Source organism: Sporolactobacillus laevolacticus DSM 442, from assembly GCF_000497245.1.
In the GTDB taxonomy this organism is placed as follows: Bacteria; Bacillota; Bacilli; order Bacillales; family Sporolactobacillaceae; genus Sporolactobacillus; species Sporolactobacillus laevolacticus.
Genome location: NZ_AWTC01000016.1, coordinates 151904 through 170467 on the forward strand (window position 1 = coordinate 151904; position 18564 = coordinate 170467).

Annotated in this window: 18 protein-coding genes and 1 rRNA gene; 7 read left to right on the forward strand and 12 right to left on the reverse strand. The window is 43.7% G+C overall.

Annotation, left to right across the window (positions count from 1 at the left end; translation table 11 throughout):
• Positions 1 to 123: 123 nt before the first annotated feature.
• Positions 124 to 1404 carry an ArsB/NhaD family transporter gene (locus P343_RS33345; protein WP_023511250.1) on the reverse strand — a complete coding sequence of 427 codons (1281 nt, stop codon included), beginning with the start codon at positions 1402 to 1404 and terminating at the stop codon, positions 124 to 126.
• A gap of 420 nt (positions 1405 to 1824) precedes the next feature.
• Between P343_RS33345 and P343_RS33350 the strand changes: the two genes are divergently transcribed.
• Positions 1825 to 2601 carry a carbon-nitrogen family hydrolase gene (locus tag P343_RS33350; protein WP_023511251.1) on the forward strand — a complete coding sequence of 259 codons (777 nt, stop codon included), beginning with the start codon at positions 1825 to 1827 and terminating at the stop codon, positions 2599 to 2601.
• An 87-nt stretch (positions 2602 to 2688) separates the two neighbouring features.
• Here the strand turns inward: P343_RS33350 and P343_RS33355 are convergent, their stop codons facing one another.
• Complete coding sequence (locus tag P343_RS33355) at positions 2689 to 3843, reverse strand: cation:proton antiporter (protein WP_023511252.1); 1155 nt, start codon at positions 3841 to 3843, stop codon at positions 2689 to 2691.
• Between the two features lie 300 nt (positions 3844 to 4143).
• On the opposite strand from P343_RS33355, the gene P343_RS33360 reads away from it, so the two are divergent.
• On the forward strand, positions 4144 to 5850 hold the full coding sequence (locus P343_RS33360) for an SH3 domain-containing protein (RefSeq protein WP_023511253.1): 1707 nt from the start codon (positions 4144 to 4146) through the stop codon (positions 5848 to 5850).
• Between the two features lie 400 nt (positions 5851 to 6250).
• Here P343_RS33360 and P343_RS33365 read toward each other — a convergent pair whose 3' ends face one another.
• Positions 6251 to 6967: a DUF3298 and DUF4163 domain-containing protein gene (locus P343_RS33365; RefSeq protein ID WP_023511254.1), complete on the reverse strand. Its 717-nt coding sequence runs from the start codon at positions 6965 to 6967 to the stop codon at positions 6251 to 6253.
• A 135-nt stretch (positions 6968 to 7102) separates the two neighbouring features.
• Here P343_RS33365 and P343_RS33370 point away from each other — a divergent pair, with 135 nt between their 5' ends.
• The 3 genes from P343_RS33370 (at position 7103) to P343_RS37250 (ending at position 8142) form a co-directional block, all read left to right on the forward strand.
• Entirely contained in the window at positions 7103 to 7396 is a 294-nt protein-coding gene (locus tag P343_RS33370; protein WP_023511255.1) for a putative quinol monooxygenase, read from the forward strand.
• A gap of 60 nt (positions 7397 to 7456) precedes the next feature.
• Complete coding sequence (locus P343_RS33375; RefSeq protein ID WP_023511256.1) at positions 7457 to 7753, forward strand: hypothetical protein; 297 nt, start codon at positions 7457 to 7459, stop codon at positions 7751 to 7753.
• A 227-nt stretch (positions 7754 to 7980) separates the two neighbouring features.
• The gene (locus P343_RS37250; RefSeq protein WP_023511257.1) at positions 7981 to 8142 is read left to right on the forward strand and encodes a hypothetical protein; all 162 of its coding nucleotides are present in this window, start codon (positions 7981 to 7983) and stop codon (positions 8140 to 8142) included.
• Positions 8143 to 8403: 261 nt separating this feature from the next.
• Here P343_RS37250 and groL read toward each other — a convergent pair whose 3' ends face one another.
• On the reverse strand, positions 8404 to 10026 hold the full coding sequence (gene groL, locus P343_RS33380; RefSeq protein ID WP_023511259.1) for a chaperonin GroEL: 1623 nt from the start codon (positions 10024 to 10026) through the stop codon (positions 8404 to 8406).
• Positions 10027 to 10127: 101 nt separating this feature from the next.
• Entirely contained in the window at positions 10128 to 10412 is a 285-nt protein-coding gene (gene groES / locus P343_RS33385; RefSeq protein WP_023511260.1) for a co-chaperone GroES, read from the reverse strand.
• A gap of 299 nt (positions 10413 to 10711) precedes the next feature.
• Between groES and P343_RS33390 the strand changes: the two genes are divergently transcribed.
• A complete protein-coding gene (locus tag P343_RS33390) occupies positions 10712 to 11374 on the forward strand; it encodes a CPBP family intramembrane glutamic endopeptidase (protein ID WP_023511261.1) in 663 nt (220 codons plus the stop codon).
• 108 nt (positions 11375 to 11482) lie between these two features.
• On the opposite strand, the gene map is transcribed toward P343_RS33390, so the two are convergent.
• Complete coding sequence (gene map / locus P343_RS33395; RefSeq protein WP_023511262.1) at positions 11483 to 12244, reverse strand: type I methionyl aminopeptidase; 762 nt, start codon at positions 12242 to 12244, stop codon at positions 11483 to 11485.
• A gap of 118 nt (positions 12245 to 12362) precedes the next feature.
• Positions 12363 to 13007 (reverse strand): redox-sensing transcriptional repressor Rex, encoded by a 645-nt coding sequence (locus P343_RS33400; RefSeq protein ID WP_023511263.1) that lies wholly within the window; start codon positions 13005 to 13007, stop codon positions 12363 to 12365.
• Between the two features lie 271 nt (positions 13008 to 13278).
• Here P343_RS33400 and P343_RS33405 point away from each other — a divergent pair, with 271 nt between their 5' ends.
• Positions 13279 to 15231, forward strand: a complete 1953-nt coding sequence (locus tag P343_RS33405; protein ID WP_023511264.1) for an ABC-F family ATP-binding cassette domain-containing protein — start codon at positions 13279 to 13281, stop codon at positions 15229 to 15231.
• A 170-nt stretch (positions 15232 to 15401) separates the two neighbouring features.
• On the opposite strand, the gene tsaD is transcribed toward P343_RS33405, so the two are convergent.
• The 5 genes from tsaD to rrf form a co-directional block, all read right to left on the reverse strand.
• A complete protein-coding gene (gene tsaD / locus P343_RS33410; RefSeq protein ID WP_023511265.1) occupies positions 15402 to 16430 on the reverse strand; it encodes a tRNA (adenosine(37)-N6)-threonylcarbamoyltransferase complex transferase subunit TsaD in 1029 nt (342 codons plus the stop codon).
• Positions 16427 to 16882, reverse strand: coding sequence for a ribosomal protein S18-alanine N-acetyltransferase (gene rimI, locus P343_RS33415; protein WP_023511266.1), 456 nt, complete (start codon positions 16880 to 16882; stop codon positions 16427 to 16429). The genes tsaD and rimI overlap by 4 nt, the downstream gene beginning before the upstream one ends.
• A 2-nt stretch (positions 16883 to 16884) precedes the next feature.
• Positions 16885 to 17574 carry a tRNA (adenosine(37)-N6)-threonylcarbamoyltransferase complex dimerization subunit type 1 TsaB gene (gene tsaB / locus P343_RS33420; RefSeq protein ID WP_023511267.1) on the reverse strand — a complete coding sequence of 230 codons (690 nt, stop codon included), beginning with the start codon at positions 17572 to 17574 and terminating at the stop codon, positions 16885 to 16887.
• Positions 17555 to 18022 carry a tRNA (adenosine(37)-N6)-threonylcarbamoyltransferase complex ATPase subunit type 1 TsaE gene (gene tsaE / locus P343_RS33425; RefSeq protein ID WP_023511268.1) on the reverse strand — a complete coding sequence of 156 codons (468 nt, stop codon included), beginning with the start codon at positions 18020 to 18022 and terminating at the stop codon, positions 17555 to 17557. The genes tsaB and tsaE overlap by 20 nt, the downstream gene beginning before the upstream one ends.
• A 462-nt stretch (positions 18023 to 18484) precedes the next feature.
• Positions 18485 to 18564 (reverse strand): 5S ribosomal RNA (gene rrf, locus P343_RS37830); the annotation flags it as partial.

An 18564-nucleotide genomic window follows, 5' to 3' on the forward strand; every position in this document is an offset into this window, starting at 1 on the left:
CCATTTAAAAAGCCGGAGGCCATAAGGCTTCCAGTTTCACTTTTACAATCGCATTATTCAACAAGATTTAACAAATGAACTACTTTTCCTATTTTAACAATGAATGCTGTGTTCATCAACCCATCAAACCAAATACCTCAAATAGACATAAATCGTTGAAATAATAATGGAAAGCAGCATAACTGGGATGCCCACTTTCATAAACCTGATAAAGGTGATCGGATGGCCCGTTTTACCGGAAATGCCGGCAACGACAAGGTTCGCGCTAGCACCGATTAAGAGTCCGTTACCGCCAAGGCAAGCACCTAATGAAAGGCTCCACCACAACGGTTCCAGCTGAGTGACTCCGAGTTCGCCCATGTCCTTGATTAAGGGAATCATCGTTGCGACAAATGGAATATTGTCAATGAAAGAAGAAGCGATTGCGCTCATCCACAGAATGAGGAAAGTCGTTGGTACAAGTTTTCCGCCGGTCAGTTCAAGTGCTTTTTGTGCCAGGCTGGAAATGACCCCTGTCTCAACCAGTCCGGCGACAAGGACGAACAGCCCGACAAAAAAGAAAATCGTTGTCCATTCCACACCGGCAAGTGCCCGTTCCAAATAGCGATCGCCTGACAGCAATAGCAAGAGGAACGCTCCGGCAAGCGCGATCGTTGCTGTCTCCACATCAATAATCTGATGCAGAAAAAATCCGGCAACCGTAAGAAAAAGCACGAGTAACGCTTTAACAAGCAGCGTTTTATCCTTGATCGCGTCAGCGGCATTAAGTGCAGCAAGCCGAGTACGTGCCTCGATGCTTCCACGAAGCGAGCCACGATAGATGTATGCAAGAAGCAGAATGGTTAGCACAGTAATGATCAGGATCACCGGTGCCAGATTCACAATGAAATCCATAAAACTTAACTCTGGGACTGCGCTGCCAATCATAATATTAGGAGGATCACCAATCATGGTCGCTGTTCCGCCGATATTAGCCATGAAAATTTCTGACATCAGGAAAGGAATCGGCGAAATTCTCAGCTCCCTCGCTATGCTGAACGTCACGGGAACAACCAACAAAACTGTCGTGACATTATCCAAAAATGCGGAACCAATTGCTGTGATCAGTGAAAAAACAACAAGTAAAGCGAAAGGCCGTCCGTTCACGCTTTGCGCGGAACGAATGGAGATATATTTGAACAATCCTGTCTGCGCCGTTATGGATACAATAATCATCATCCCGGTCAGAAGACCGATCGTATTGAAATCAATTGATCGGATAGCCGCATTTTGACTAAGTATTCCTAAAAAAATGAGCAGAGATGCTCCGGCCATAGAAGCAATTGTTCGATGAATTTTCTCGGAAATAATCAGTCCGTAAGCCACTATAAAAATAATGATTGCAGTTAATGCTTCATTCCCCATGTTATCCTCTACCTTTAAATGCGTTTATGTGTCAAAGTATATCGGTATTGCCAGAGGCGGCGGATTCGCGAAATTTTGGGGAGCCAAGGGGAGCCACATTTACCCCATCCGCAATACGATTAAATGAAAGAGCCACCTTAGACTACCTAAAATCTCTGCCTCCCCTTACCTGATATCTTACGATGGCTCTTTTCAATACCTCTATAATCAAAATGATGCATTTCCTTTTGAATCCGACCGCCAATTTGTGCGATAATTTCTTCATAAAAGTTTTTTTAAAATTACAGCCATACCTATTTCTAGATTCATTATTTCACAAGGCCATGTCTTTTCAAATGAAAACATGAGCCTTCGTTTAGCAAATTAGGCCACTTATCAACGTCTTACCATAACTTTATAAAGAAGGGAAAAAACAAACTTATGAAAATAGCATCGATTCAATTGGAAATTCGTGACACGGAATCCGCATCCGAGCGAACGAAAAGAGCGGATTCACTTCTCGATGGCCTTCATGGTTACGACTTTATTCTTCTTCCGGAAATCTGGATGACCGGATACAATACATTTGACCGCTACACTGAGGAAGCCGAGGAAATCAGCGGTTCCTTTGTCTCACACTTTGCGCAAAAAGCAAGAGAACTGAACGCCTATCTGTTTGCCGGAAGCTTCGTCGAAAAATCAGACGGAAACTATTACAATACGAGCGTTCTATTCGACCGCCAAGGGCAATTGATCGCCTCGTATCGCAAAATTCATCTGTTTACGTACGGATCGAAGGAAGGCGAGCTGCTGACTCGCGGTACCAAGCCAATCACTGTAGATACCGAGTTTGGAAAAGTCGGTTTATCCACTTGCTATGATTTGCGTTTCCCGGAACTCTACCGAAAAGAACTTGATCTTGGCGCTAAACTATTTCTTGTCACTTCGGCATGGCCGCTCGCCCGTTTGGCCCACTGGGAATTATTCAACGCTGCCCGTGCAGTGGAAAATCAATGCTTTCTCGTGTCCTGTAACTGTGTCGGCTCCAATCAAGGCGTCGTTCTTGGTGGACACAGCCGGATTGTCGATCCATGGGGCAAGGTGATTGCGACTGGCGACGAAAACGAGACTATCGTTACTGCTGAAATTGATCTGGCAACTGTTGATCAGATTCGCGAAGAGTTCCCGCAATTAAAGCATCGCGTACCGATCGACTAACATTCGCTCTGTTCAAACAGGCAGGTGCTAGTACTCTGACAAATCTATTGGTTTAACTTCGCGTATATTTATTTCTTATACGCGTTTTTATTTTGCATTTATTTGCTCACCTTCTCGACCAAACAATATTTTTAAAAGCGGAGGCGTGATTAATGTGGTCAAGATCACGATAATAATCAGCGGTGTAAAGTATTTCGGTTGAAGGACATAGGCTTCGATCCCTATCGATGCAAGGATAAGCGCCACCTCCCCTCTTGAAATCATGCCGGAGCCAATCCGCATTGAGGACAGAAATGAAAAACCAGTCATCCATGCACCAAGACCTGAGCCGACGAATTTGGTAAGGATCGCAAGCACGGTGATTCCGATAATGAACCAAATCTGATCGAAGATTCCAGAAAAGGTAACTTTGAGCCCGATACTTGCAAAAAATACAGGTACAAAAATACTGTAAGCGAGCGGTTCAATCTTCCGTTCAACCGTTTCTCGAAAGTTAGTCTGGCCTATTGCCGTCCCAGCGATAAAAGCGCCGATGATTCCGGCAACACCGAGCAGCTCAGCGTACCAAGAAAATATAAGGCAAAGAACGAGTGCAACACTTATGACCGACTCGGTAACCTTCAGCCTACCGCACAGGCGCATCAGCAAGGGAACTCCTTTCCAAGCAACAAGCAGAATTGATGCAAAGAACAGGCCCTTTTCGCCAATCACCAATAGAATATTGGTATCTGCGTCGCCAAAAAAGCTCATGGCAAACGCTAATAGAATGATTACGATGACATCATCAAGAACCGCCGCTCCAAGCAGCGTCATGCTTTCCTTTGTCTGCAGCTTTCCCAGCTCTTTCAAGGTTTGGACAGATATGCTCACCGAAGTTGCTGATAGAATCAGTCCTAAAAAAACAGCATGAGCGGTATCCATACCAAGCAGCGTACCTGTAAAAAAGCCTAGTCCAAGCGGGAAGATCACTCCGCCGATTGCCACAGCCGAGGAAGATTTTGCACTGTTCTTTAAAGCGATAAGATCCGTTTCAAGACCGGCGATAAACATGAGAAGAATCACGCCGAGTTCACTGAATGTATGAATGATGTCTGAGTCCGGCACCCAACCAAGCAGCGCCGGCCCGATCAATATACCAACTAAGAGTTCGCCAAGAACGGCGGGTTGCCCGAAACGAACACTCACATGCCCTGCCAGCTTTGTTGAAATGATGATCACTGCTAATTGGATCAAGATCTGCATTTTATCCCCCCTATCCTTTTTCCCCTAAAAAAAGCAAAAGGAGCCCATGTTGACAGGCTCCACCAAATTTCATTTATTATTCACTTGTTTACACTAATAAGCTTACCCATCCATTAGGTCTATTGTCAATGAAATCGCTACCCGTTTTTAAAGGGTTTGTAAAATTCACGCCAACATTCTGCGAACTCTTGAAATCTAGCAAACTAGCCCCGATAATAGAACTACAGAGAAAAATCTGACACATTGACAAAAAAGGAGGGTAGTTCTGTCGACAATCTGTAACTTTGGGGAGAGTGAAAAGTGAATAAAGCAGTAAAAATCGTGGCTGTTTCTCTATTATTTTTCTCTTTGGCGATAGGAAGCATTCTCGCGCCATTCGGAGATACGGCCCAAGCCGCGTCAGCTTTTACCGCGCGCATTACCGTTAGCAAAGCAAAAGTCCACACGGGTCCCGGAAATAAATACCGCACAATTGGAACACTGTATCGAAACTCTTCGGTGACGATTAAGGGGAAAACAGGCAGCTGGTATAAAGTCAGCTATAAAGGAAAAACCCGTTACATATATGGAAAATACGCAGCAAAGATCGTACGGGCGAAGTTCTCCTCATATAAAGCCTATGTAAAATCCTACTCACTTAAAATCCGCAACAAAGCCAGCAACAAATATAAAACGATTCGCAAAGTTTACATGAACACCAAAGTCACGGTTATCGGTGCAAAAGGAAGTTATGCATATATTTACTCAGGTGGAAAAAAAGGATATGTGCAAAAACAGTGGCTTAAATCAAAGATCAGTTCCTATAAAGCATATGTTAATGCTAAAACGTTAAACATGCGCACAGGACCAAGCACAACATATAAGCATGTTAAATATCTTTATAATCGCTATATTGTTACCGTTTCTGGCAGCAGCAATGGCTGGTACTTGGTCAAGTACGGGAACAAAACGGGCTACGTTAAGGGGCAGTATATTAAAAAAGGCACTCCGCCAGTAGCGAGTGTGACACCGCCTCCGGCTCCAGCTCCACAACCGGCACCGGCACCACAACCGGCACCGGCACCACAACCTGCTCCTGCACCACAGCCTGCACCACCGGTCAGCACAGTAACTTTTAATCCTGTAACTCCCTACACTTCTTACGTCGGAGAATACAGTGTTAAAGTTCACGCAGCACCTAGCACAGACTCAGACGTAAATACAACACTATATGATCGAACAGCAGTTAAAGTTATCGGAATCAGTCAAGATGGAAAATGGCTAAAAATCGATCTAAGCAACGGTAAAGATAATTACGTCTGGGGAGAATACTTAGATAGTGATTGGAGTCACTTTATTCCACCTGCTGGGGCAAAGTATGGGGTTGATTTTTCTCACCTAAAGGGTGATGTAAATTTTGATAGTATAAAACAAGCAGGGAACAGTTTTGTAATCCTAAAAACTTCCGAGGGTGCACCCACTCCTACTGAATCTTTTTCAATGGAAGATGATCATTTCTCTACCTACGTTAATCAGGCACGGCAAATCGATGGTTTGATGGTTAATTCCTATCATTTCTTCCGCGCAAGGAATATAGACGATGCGCGTGCGGAAGCAGATTATTACGTGTCTCTGCTAAATAAAGCAGGAATAACTGACAGTAATTCTTTTGGATACACATTTGTAGATGTGGAAGCAAAATCAAACAACACTGTGCTGTTTGATGGTATTTCTCCTCAGCAAATGTCCGACAATATTAATGCTTTTTTTGCTGAAATGAGATTAAAAGGCTTCAATAAATTAGGAATCTATGCTAATCAAAACTTCTATGAGAATAATATTGATTCATCAAAGCTTGATCGAAATAATATACTCCTTTGGCTTGCGCGATATAGAAGTGACCAAACCAATCAGGGTATTGGAACGAATTATCAGGTCGATATCTGGCAATATTCAAGTACTGGCAGGGTCAGTGGTGTTAATGGTTATGCTGATCTTGATGTCGTTTATACTGATAAATTCAACTGATGAATCCTATTTTGACCTTCACTCGAAGGTCTTTTTTTTTACAAAAAAAAGGAGCGCCTATGATTAAGGCGCTCAAGAGTTGTTCTTATAAAAAGGGGAGGTTAAACATGTTCATTGGTTTAACATTCTTTATATTAATGGACAATCCTTAAAAAATGATTAAAGAATTTCTGAATGATTTCTGAACTTGTGAAAAGACAGCCATATTTTGAGACACCTAGACAGTGCTTGGCTATTTTTGCAAAAAAATAAACCCTTAATTAAAAGGGTTCAAGCAAAGCTATATTACAGGGGGAAGTTAAACAAACAATACTTTATTGAACAATTAAATCATAACGCATTTTTCTTAACGTAATATTAAATTCGGTAAAATTTTCAAATACATGTTAGCCTTTTCATATTAATCCTGATCATCTTGATCTTTAATGAACACATGGTAGGGAACTTTCAAATGGATGATTCCATTGGAGTATGGTGCAACTTCATATTCCTGAAATACAATCACAATCCCATCATCGTAAAAATAAAACTGCCCCTTACCCAGATCAACACTTTTGAAGGCATCGAGAAAGAAATCATAGCGACCTGCGTTCTTTAGCTCGATCATTTGTTTTTTCAGGTAGGCATTCACTTTCTTTAGTTCCTTTTTATCACGGATGATATCCTTTAACTGAAATTGTCTGCCGCTGCGTGTGTCATAATTGTATACTTTTTCATAGTGCATGCCATGCGCGCCACCAGTGTAGGATTCATCGAGAAAAGAAACACTGAGCAGACAGTCTTTGTTATACCGAACGGTTGGCTGGGTGTGGGCGTAGTATGGACCTGCCGCAGTGATCAATTGATCATGCTCATACTGTTTCTTGTATTTTTTGTCGGTTTTTAACACGTTCTCAGCATGATTACGAAAGACCCTGTTCATTCTGTCCATGATTTGTCTATTCTCTATACCCGCTGTAATCACCGGATAATAGATGCCTTCAGACAGTCTTTGGATTTTATATTTTACTGGTGTACACTGAGCAGCTTCGGATGACGAGGCAAAACATCCGAATAAAAGGCAAAAAAGTACGATCATGCAAATCAAGAATTTTTTATTGATAACCTTTATATACATCAAAACGAACCCCCTTCGATCATTTGCACTTAGTATGTCCATACAGAAGGGAGCTATGAATGAAAGTACGGCGTCTGAATCAATTTCATTCTCGTTTCAATCAAATGCATGTACAATAAAGACGAGGTGATCGATATGATTATTATCCATGCGTTGTTCCGAGTTAAGCCGGAACAAAAAGATCAATTTTTGTCTGAAACCAAGCCGCTTGTTGCCGGATCACAAGCTGAAGAGGGCAACATCAGTTATGAACTTTATGAAAATACCCAAGTGCCGAATTCATTTATAATGGTTGAGGAATGGAAAGATCAGAATGCGGTAGATACCCACAATCAGACTGAACACTTTGTACACTTCGGCGCGAACTCAAAGTCCTTTTTTGAAGTGCCGACACAAGTATCGCTTTTTCAAGCGGAGAAAAAGAACTAACAGCTTAGCTTCTTATACCGCGTCATGATTAAACGAATCGTACAAATTGGAGGAAAATTAATGAAACCGTTTTTTTCTCTTTTTTGGATTTATTCGCTCGTGAATCTGCTCGCTATCCCATTTTATTACTTAGCCATCATCGTGGCTGCATTCAGTACCGATAGCGGCGGAATCGGACTTTTGACCTTTACCGTGCTTTACGTGCCTGTTCTCTTTATTCATGTTATCCTTTTGCTGGTGACGCTTGCGATAAAACGAATTCGGCTGTCTCGTTCACGCAAATTGATTTTTGGCGGTATCTATTCTCTCACAGTACTTGTCTTGTACACGGTCATCTTGTTCGTTTATTTTTTGTGAACTAACTCAACTTAAACGTTTAAAGTAGGGGCTTCATTCAAACAGTGTATTTGCCAAACGCATCGTTTGGTCGTTTCTTATTCTTATTGCCACTACCATCAACACTTTCTGTAAAAATCCAGAAAGTGTTTTGTTTTTTAAGATCATGAACACATGAAATTTTTGAAGAACGCAAAAAACTTAGGCGAATATAATACCTTTGTGAAATGAGAAAGAGGTGGGTCACATTGAATCAAACGCAAACAGAAGTTGTTCAAACTGAAAAAAATAATTTTATCGCATCCATCATTTCATTTATTGGCACCTTATTATTCGTCATCTCTTCAACGATCACTTTAATTGAATCTTACAAGTCATATGTTCTTGCTACAGAAAATATTTCAGTGTAACTCAAAATCAATTGAATTAATTAATACCGGTAAGGATGGTATTCATGAACAAAAAATATGTAAAACAATGGTCTCAGTTTTCAAAATTAATGAATGACGGAGCCGAAAATCGGGCCTTCTCTATTTTATGGAATAAAGAAATCACGTATAAGAAACTTAAAAAGTTGTATTAAAAAAAGAGGCTCTCAAAAGTTTTGAAAAACTCATGAGAAACCTCTTATTTGTCTGAATTCCTTATAAAGCAAGGATTTCAGGAATTGATTACATCATACCCATGCCAGGGCCGCCTGCCGGCATTTGTGGTTCCGGATGTTCTTCCGGCTTGTCGGCAACAACAGCTTCGGTTGTCAGAAGCATTGCGGATACGGAAGCAGCATTCTGCAGTGCGGAACGCGTTACCTTCGTTGGGTCAACGATTCCGGAAGCAATCATGTCTACCCATTGATCCTTAGCTGCATCGTAGCCAATACCTGGTTTTTGGCTTTTCAGTTTTTCAACAATTACTGAGCCTTCAAGGCCGGCATTTTCACCAATCTGGCGAACCGGTTCTTCCAGAGCACGAATGACGATGTTCACACCGGTCTTTTCGTCTCCTTCAGCCTGTACTGCAGCAACATTTTTAATGACGTTGGCAAGGGCAGTACCACCACCGGCAACGATACCTTCTTGAACAGCGGCACGCGTTGAGTTCAGAGCGTCTTCAATGCGCAGCTTGCGTTCTTTCAGTTCTGTTTCCGTAGCAGCACCGACTTTGATTACGGCAACGCCGCCAGCAAGTTTTGCTAGACGTTCTTGCAGTTTTTCCTTGTCAAAATCAGAAGTTGTTTCTTCGAGTTGTGCTTTGATCTGGTTGACACGTCCTGCGATCTTGTCGGATTCGCCGGCACCTTCAACGATTGTCGTATTGTCTTTTGTGACAATAACTTTGGCAGCTGTTCCGAGTTGATCAACCGTTGTTTCTTTCAGTTCAAGACCAAGATCGCTTGTAACGACCTGTCCGCCGGTGAGCACAGCGATATCTTCGAGCATCGCTTTCCTGCGATCTCCGAAACCAGGTGCTTTAACAGCAACAACATTGAATGTGCCACGCAGTTTGTTAAGAACGAGTGTTGCCAATGCTTCGCCTTCAACGTCTTCAGCGATGATCAGCATCGGTCTGCCTTGTTGAACAACCTTTTCAAGAACAGGAAGGATTTCCTGAATGTTGGAGATTTTCTTATCCGTAATCAAGATGTATGGACTTTCAAGAACAGCTTCCATCTTATCTTGGTCAGTAACCATGTATGCAGAAGCATAGCCGCGGTCGAATTGCATACCTTCAACGACATCGAGTTCAGTAACGAATCCCTTCGATTCTTCGAGCGTTACAACGCCGTCGTTGCCAACCTTTTCCATGGCTTCAGCGATCAGTTCGCCGACTTTTTCGTCTGCTGCAGAGATTGCAGCAACTTGTGCGATTGATGCTTTGCCTTCGATTGGCTTGGAGATTTCTTTCAAGCCTTCAACAGCAGCTTGAGTTGCCTTTTCAATACCACGGCGGATGCCCATTGGGTTAGCGCCTGAAGCCACGTTTTTCAGACCTTCACGAATCATCGATTGAGCAAGAACCGTTGCAGTCGTTGTACCGTCACCGGCAACGTCATTTGTCTTGCTAGCAACTTCAGAAACAAGGCGTGCACCCATGTTTTCGAATTTGTCTTCCAGTTCGATTTCTTTCGCAATGGTCACACCGTCGTTTGTAATCAGCGGTGAACCGTATTTTTTATCGAGTACAACATTGCGGCCTTTCGGTCCAAGCGTTACTTTTACTGCATCTGCTAATACGTCAACGCCGCGCAACATAGAACGGCGTGCTTCTTCACCAAACTTAATATCTTTTGCCATTGTGAATAGTCCCTCCTATATTCTATTCGTAAGTTGAGGATCTTCGACGAACAACATCACTTCCTGTGCGTAACGTCGAAGTCACCGCATCGTGCGGAAGCTTACTCAATAACAGCTAAAATGTCGTCCTGACGAACAACTAGATAAGTATTGCCGTCATATTTTACTTCAGTACCTGCATATTTTGAAAAGATCACTTTGTCTCCTTCTTTTACGTCCAGAGCAATGCGTTCGCCTTTGTCGGAAACCTTGCCGGCACCAACGGCAATTACGCGGCCTTCTTGCGGCTTTTCTTTCGCCGAATCAGGAAGTACGATACCGCTTGCTGTTTTTTCTTCTTTTTCTTGTGGTTCGATCACAATACGATCACCCAATGGCTTTAACATGTAGAAATACCCTCCTTAAAATAATGTTAAGTTAAGTACTTTGTTAGCACTCAGCTCACCTGAGTGCTAATCCATTTAATATAATAATCAATTCCAAACTGATTTGCAAGTTTTTCACCAAATTTATCTCAGCTAAAAAAACCACTGTAAAGGCATAAAGAGATTAACACATACAGCTATGTTAAAATGGGAACAACAACCTTATCGTCATTGCAAAATCAACTTTTTAATGCGTAAGATCGCTTTCAGCTTTTCACAATTAATGCGAAACTATACTAATAGATATGAGGTGTCATATTTTGGTTTTAAGATATAGCATGATTATTGTTGTCTATCTTCTTTGTTTTATTTCGCCACTCATCCCTGGGTTTCCAAGACATGGTGCAGCCTATGGAGATACCTATACAGCCGTATTCTTCGCTACTTTACTTATCGTTTCTTTGCTTCTGATTCCCGAACGCAGATTGGAACGTGGTCCTGTCGCTTCAATCGGTGAATCAATCGCCTGGGCGGTTTGTGGCGTCTTTATTCTGTTCATCCTGCAGATCGTCACTGCAATGATTAACAGTGCCATCCTCGGTCAGCCGCTGGCATCGGAGCATACGAAGCAAGTAGTCGGACTGACCCGTAATGCGCCGCTATTTATCCTTGCAGCCAGCATCATTGGCCCAATACTGGAAGAGATTGTCTTCCGTAAAATTTTCTTTGGCAGCTTGAAAAAGAAAATCGGATTTTTATTTGCCGCTTTGATTAGCTCGCTTCTTTTCGCCGCTTTCCATTTCGATTTCAGCCATTTGCTCATTTATTTAGTGATCGGCTTTTTTCTTTGCTATGTGTACCATAAAACAGGCCGGATCGTGGTCACCATGTTCATGCATGCGGCAATGAATGCAACGGTTGTACTGATCACCCTAAACGTGCCTACCCCGAGTTCTACAGGATGGATTCATCTTTTTTTCTAAAACAGATGATCAAGAGTCTGTACATAGTTCCCGCTAATACAAAGACAAAAAGCTTGAGCATTCGCTCAAGCTTTTTGTTGTGTTAAACAGTAATTCATTTTTGTTTTGTTAATCGAATGATTCATCCAGCGCGGTCAGTATTGCCGGACCGTCCTTCGTGATCGCCAGAGTATGCTCATACTGCGCAGAAAGCGAGCCGTCAATTGTGCGTGCCGTCCAGCCGTTCGGATCAACCTTTGAACGCCAGTCGCCAATATTCAGCATCGGTTCAATCGTGATTGTCATGCCTTCTCTAAGGCGGAGGCCACGTCCCGGACGGCCATAGTGGGCAACCGGCGGATCTTCATGCATTGTCGGTCCAATGCCGTGCCCGACAAATTCGCGAACCACGCTGAGGCCGCGTTCTTCAGCATACTGCTGGATCGCGAAGCCGATATCGCCAAGCCTTTTGCCAACAATCGACTGCTTAATGCCTTCATTGAGCGCTTCTTCCGTTGTTTTAAGCAAGTGCTTCGCTTCGTCGGAAATATCGCCTACAGCGTAGCTCCAAGCCGAATCCGAGAGCGCACCATTCAAATTAACAACCATATCGATCGTGACGATATCGCCGTTTTTCAATGGTTTCTTATTTGGAAATCCATGGCAAATTTCATCATTGACGGAAGCACATGTTGCGTATTTATAGCCTTGAAATCCTTTTTCTTCAGGAATTGCCCCATGCTTTTCAAGGAATTCATTCACATATTCCTCAATCTCCCATGTCGTCACTCCAGGACGGATCATGGTCTTGATATGCTGATGGGCCTTCGCAAGCAGCTGCCCGGATTTTTTCATCTCAGCTATTTCATTCTTTGATTTTAATTGAATCATTCCTGCATTCCACCTTTATCTAAAAAACACATTTGTTCCGTTTATAAACGCAATATATTTTTGCTTGCGTACTTTCGTTCTTTTTCCGGAAACATCGCATCTGTATTTTACCACTTAATCATTCAGATTTCCTTTCTTCCATTGAATGATTGAGAAAATAAATCAGTGCCTGGAGCTCGACAGTCATATCGACGTGCCTGACATACACATCCGCGGGCAGCACTAAGCGTGTTGGCGAGAAATTTAAGAAACCATGAATACCTGAAGCAATCGCCATTTCCGCTGCCTCTTGTGCATGGGCAGAAGGAACAGTCAGAATGGCCGCGGTGATGTCGCTGTTGTCATCCGTTACAAGTTCATTCATTGGATGAACCTCAGTTCCGCTGATTTCCTTCCCCACCTTTGACGGATCCACATCATAAGCTCTTACGATTTTTGTATTATTATTCTTTTGGAAATTGTGATTGAGCAACGCAGTTCCCAGATGTCCGGCACCAATCAAAATAACTTTGGACAATTCATCCTGATAGAGAATTTTTTTCAAGAATTCCATTAAGCGTTGCGTATCATATCCGTATCCTTTTCTTCCTAGCGCGCCAAAATAGGAAAAATCCTTACGTATCGTTGTTGAATCAATTTGGACAATACTGCCAAATTCCGATGATGAAATACGTGTTTTGCCTATAGCGACTAAACGCTGTAACGTTCGATAATAAAGCGGCAGACGCTCGGCCGTCGCCTGTGGCACTTTTTGGCTTGCCATGACCGGGTTCCCCCATTCTCACAAAGCTAATCTACGCGGTTTCGTTCACGTTTCTAGCTCAACTATACTATATTCACCATCATTTTTGTTAAATGTTTCACAATCTTCATAGATTTAATGTCCCATGTCTATACGCATAACCTGTAGTTGCCGAATAAATTAAGATTAAGCTACAATAAGTACATATATTCTTGCACAATAGCGCCATAAGCTTATGGTTAAAATCTGCACAATAACTGTCTTTATTCCTAATTCCCTGAGGTGAAGAACCGTGTTGCTCTTGCAAACTAATGAGATCAGCAAATCCTTTGTTACTGATCTTGTTCTATCAAATATATCGATTGAAGTGAAGCTTGGCGAACGTGTGGCGCTTGTTGGGCGTAACGGTGCCGGCAAGTCAACACTATTGAGAATTATTGCCGGTGAGATGAGCGCCGACAGCGGTGAAGTCATTATGCCCAAGGATCGAAGCATGGGGTACTTGCCGCAGAACGCGACACTTGATTCAACAAGAGGCATTTATGATGAGCTGCTCTCTGTGTTCAGCCCGCTGATTGCCCTTGAAAATAAAATGCGCGCGATGGAAGAACAGATGGCGGATCCGAGCAGTTTTTCAAACCCTAAAGAGTACGATCAGCTCTTGAAATCCTATGACTCACTCCAGGCCAATTTCCGTGCCAAAGGCGGTTTCACCTATCAAGCGGAAACGCGCAGTGTCCTAAACGGACTAAATTTCGGTGGATTCCCCGACGACACCCCGGTTAGCAACCTATCGGGCGGTCAGAAAACGCAGCTTGCGCTCGGTAAACTGCTGCTGATCAAACCGGATTTGCTGATTCTCGACGAACCAACAAACCACCTGGACATTGAAACCTTATCCTGGCTTGAAGGCTACCTTCAGCGCTACAGCGGAAGTGTGCTTGTTGTTTCCCATGATCGCTATTTTCTCGATAAAATTGCGACAAAAGTGTATGAAGTTGCCGGGCATAAAGTCCGAAAATATACCGGCAATTATTCACGCTACCTTGAAATACGTGCGGCGGAATATGAAAGCGAATTGAAAAGCTTTGATAAACAGCAAAAAGAAATCGCCAAATTGAAAGACTTTGTACAAAAAAACATTGTTCGCGCCTCAACTACGAAACGCGCGCAAAGCCGCAGAAAGCAGCTTGAAAAAATGGAACTGCTCGACAGACCGCTTGGAGATGAAAAATCAGCAACATTCACCTTCAATATTGAGCAGCAAAGCGGCCGTGACGTGCTTGCGGCTACCAATCTCGAGGTCGGTTACGCCAATCAGCCGCCGATGATTTCCGGTCTTTCGTTCCAGATCAGCAGAGGCGATCGTATCGCGCTAGTAGGCCCAAACGGTATTGGAAAATCAACTCTGCTTAAAGCAATTGCCGACGGTTCAACGCTCCATTCAGGGGATGTGCGTCTCGGAAGCCATGTAAGCGTTGGTTACTACGATCAGGAGCAAAAGAGCCTGAATCCAGTGAAAACCGTGCTTAATGAGTTGTGGGACGATTATCCGCTGAAACCGGAGAATGACATCCGTACAGTGCTTGGCGGCTTTCTTTTCTCAGGGGATGACGCATCCAAAGTTGTCGCTCAGTTAAGCGGTGGGCAGAAAGCCAGACTCATGCTCGCTAAATTGATGATGCGCCACGATAACCTCCTGATTCTCGACGAACCGACCAACCACCTGGATCTGGACAGCAAAGAGGTTCTGGAAGGCGCGCTGATTGATTATCCTGGCACCATTCTCTTCGTCTCACATGACCGTTACTTTATCAATAACATTGCTAGCAGAGTATTAGAGCTTTCAAGGGAGGGCATCACGGAATATCTCGGTGATTACGATTACTATGTAGACAAAAAAACGGAGCAAGAACAGATTGCCGAGCTAGAAGCCAAGCCTTCAGTCCTGCAAAAGAACGATACCGCAGTTGGAGACGGAAAAGAACAATTCTTAAAGGATAAAGAACAAAAGAAGAAAAAGCGCCAACTCATTCGTTTTATTGAACAATCCGAAGCGGATATTGGTATCCTTGAGGAGCAAATTGACCAAAATCAACAATCCTTGCTCTTACCTGAGGTATTCAGTGACACGAAAAAGTCGAAAGACATTCAGGCACAAATCGAACATGATCAAAACCGACTCAGTCAAATGATGGAGGAATGGGAATCCGCACAAACTGAACTTGATGCCTTCGATGAATAAAGGTTATCCACATAAATCCGTCTATTTATGCACATATTTGTGTACTTATCCCCATTTTATCCAGTAAAACTAAGCACTTATTCACATCATTTGTGGACAAGTGCTTTTTTATTGCATGAAAAAAGGTTTATCCACATGTGGATAAACCCAGCCGTTCGATTACTCGTAATTTAAAAATCTTCTATGAAAAGATTTGCTTTGCCATTAAGGGACAGATCGGCACGCATCCCTTTCAAGAAACCAATTGTTCCTGATGCCGCAATCATTGCCGCATTATCCGTACACAGAAAAAGAGGTGGGATGATCAGAGGAATGCCTCTTGTACGTGCTGCCTTTTCCATTTCGGATCTGACCTTGCTGTTCGCCGATACACCTCCGGCAACAAGGATTTGTTTCGCATGAACACGTTCTGCCGCGATCATTGTCTTTTTGACAAGCACCTCGCTGACGCTCTCTTGAAAGCTTGCCGCAATATTCGCATGGTTCAACTCATGACCGCGCTGCTGTTCGTTATGAATGTAATTGATCACTGCCGACTTTAAACCGCTGAAACTGAAATCGAGCGAACCTTCTCCCAGCCACGCCCTTGGAAAATCAATGGTCGGTGTTCCGCCTTTCGCCAAGCGGTCAATTTCAGGACCTCCGGGGTAAGGTAAGCCGAGTGTTCGCGCAACCTTGTCAAAAGCTTCGCCGGCTGCATCATCTCGTGTGGTGCCGATCACCTGGTAAGAGCCATGCTCTTTCATATGTACAAGTTCAGTATGCCCGCCTGAAACAACCAAAGCAATGAGCGGGAATTGAAGCTCCTGTACAAACCGGTTTGCATAAATGTGTCCGGTAATGTGATGGACCGGGACAAGCGGCAGACCATGGGCATAGGCCAGAGCCTTTGCTCCGTTCACACCAACAAGCAGGGCACCAATCAGTCCCGGCCCCTGAGTAACCGCAATTGCATCGAGATCGTCCCAGGATACACCGGACTTTTTCATCGCTTCCTCGCAAATCACGGTAATCTGATCCACATGATGGCGAGAAGCGACTTCCGGGACAACACCGCCAAAACGCCGGTGAATATCAATCTGAGAAGCAACCGCATTTGAGCGAATCACAGTCCCATTTTCAACGACGGCAGCCGCGGTTTCATCACAACTCGTTTCAATTCCTAAGATCATTGTTTTTTGATTAACATCAATTTTCATAGTCTCACCCACATGACTAGCGCATCTTCTCCGTTATTTGAGTAATAATTTTTACGAATGCCACCGTTGCGAAAGCCGAGTTTGCGGTAGAGGTTTTGCGCAATGTCATTGCTTACCCGAACTTCCAAACTCATCGAGCGCGCCCGCTGAGCCACTGCGTAAAGCATGACTTGGCGCAGGAGCGATTCGCCTACTTTGAATCCTCTGTAGCCATTGAGCACAGCAAGGTTGGTGATGTGCGATTCATCCACGATCACCCATACTCCGCAGTAGCCGATGATCTTCCCCGCAAGCTCTGCAACAAAGTAGGTGGCAAACTGGTTATTATTTAATTCATTTTCAAATGCCTGTCTCGACCATGGAACATCGAAGGCGCTGTATTCCACGACCATGACCTGATCAATATCCTCCGGGGTCATCTGCCGGATGTTTACTGAATCTAGCTCAGGCATGCTCATCTCTCCTGTTTGGCCAGCCACTTCGCTTCAGCCTCAGCTAAGCGAAGGTATGCCGGCAGAAAATGATGAATATCTAAAACCGGCTCTTTTCGCGCGCCAATACGTGCAAGTTCCGCTGCTCTCGGCACATTTTGTGTGCTTTCACCAAGAACAGCATAAGATTGGGTTTGCAAAAGGTCTTCCCATTTTTCCAGATCGTTGCTAAGAAAAAGCACAGGCTTACCCAACTTGCTCAACTCAACGATCCAGTCCTCGATCTGTAATAGTCGATCAGGAACTGACTGAACAACATTTCCATTATTATTTTCATATAAGCCAGCAAACACTTGCCCGCGCCGTGCGTCAAAGAACGGTGCAATATAGCCGTCAAAGTAGCGTCCATTTTGGGCAACGACTTCTAGACTCGATACACCCACTAATTCTTTTTTTAGTGTCCAGGCCATCATTTTGGCAATGGTCGCTCCAATTCGCAGGCCAGTGTAAGAACCCGGACCCTCAGCAACCGCTATCCGGTCAATGTCAGCCGGTTTCAGTGCCACGGCTTCAAGCAGCTGCGCAATTGCCGGCATCAACCGTTCCGAGTGATTTTTACGGCTGTTTGTCGTCAGTTCACCAAGCACCTTCTGCTCGGTCGCTACTGCGACACCCATCACCAAATTTGACGAATCAATGGCTAGTACGTTCATGTTTCGATATCTCCTCATTTATGCGCTCAGATCTACTGCCGTTCGCTGTACACGTAATGATTCGCTCATGATCGTTCACGCGTTCAATAACAACAGATAGGACATCATCCGGAAGCCAAGACGGAATATTTTCCGCCCATTCGACCACGGCCACACCATCCTGCTCAAAGTAGTCTTCAAGACCAATATCTTCATCGTCACTGATCCGGTAAACATCCATATGGTAAAGGGGCAACCGCCCACTGTGATATTCTTTGACTATTGTAAAAGTCGGACTATTAACCATTTCTCGAATGCCAAGTCCCTTGGCAAGCCCTTTGGTAAAAATCGTTTTTCCCGCTCCGAGATCCCCCGACAAGGTCAAAACATCACCAGGCTGCAGATACACAGCCATTTGTTCTGAAAAATTCATGGTTTCTTCAGGAGAATGCGTGGTCCACTGATGCATGACGTTCACCTTTTCAATGGTTTTATGTGACTACCGTCATCTTTATGATCACTCTGTTCACATGCCAAATATACACTTAGTGTACCATAATTAAACAACAATTTCTTTCTCAGCATCAGCTGCCAAAATCAAAACGGTCTTTGCACAAACCAGAGTGGAAAATGCGCGACTTTGCAAGATTTATGCGCGAAATTAAAGAAATATGCACGATCTCAAGGAAATACGCACAAAGACTGAAATCAAACTGCCTATGTTACGATTTGCGCGACTTAACAGGACTTGTGCGCGAAAGAAAAGATTTATGCGCGAAAAATATGGTTTATTCGCAAATCTCAAGTAAATATGCACGAATGCCAGAAGAAATGCAGCTGTCTAATTAAATAACACCGATGAGCATAAGGCATTTATAAAAATAATAAACCCGCGTACCTCTCGTTTCCAAGAAGTACGCGGGTATCATTTGCCTGGCAGTGACCTACTCTCACAGGGGGACAGCCCCCAATTACCATCGGCACAGAAGAGCTTAACGACCGTGTTCGGGA